At 51.6% G+C, this 246-nt stretch carries 1 protein-coding gene; it reads right to left on the bottom strand.

From position 1 onward, the window contains the following. Positions 1–246 (bottom strand): UvrD-helicase domain-containing protein (locus R2R70_RS22320; RefSeq protein WP_410979246.1); only part of this gene is annotated, 246 nt, incomplete at both ends.

Genomic DNA, 246 nt, shown 5'->3' on the forward strand with positions numbered 1-246 from the left:
TTTTGAGATCGTTCTTCCAGTTAGAGATGGTCGAAATCAACTGTTGCAGGAGAACTTTGTCATCTTCAATCAGCCCTTCGGTCAACTCTTTGAGCAACGCCAGCTGATCGGTATCGTCAAACAGCGAAAAGTTCGCCTTCATCCCAAGCGCCGCATACTCGCGTTTGATGATATCGAACCCCAGCGTGTGAAAAGTGGAGATCATCAGCCCGCGCGCCTCTTTGCGACCCAGCGTCTGCCCGACAC

Source organism: Cobetia sp. SIMBA_158, assembly GCF_046566945.1.
GTDB classification, from domain to species: domain Bacteria; phylum Pseudomonadota; class Gammaproteobacteria; order Pseudomonadales; family Halomonadaceae; genus Cobetia; species Cobetia amphilecti.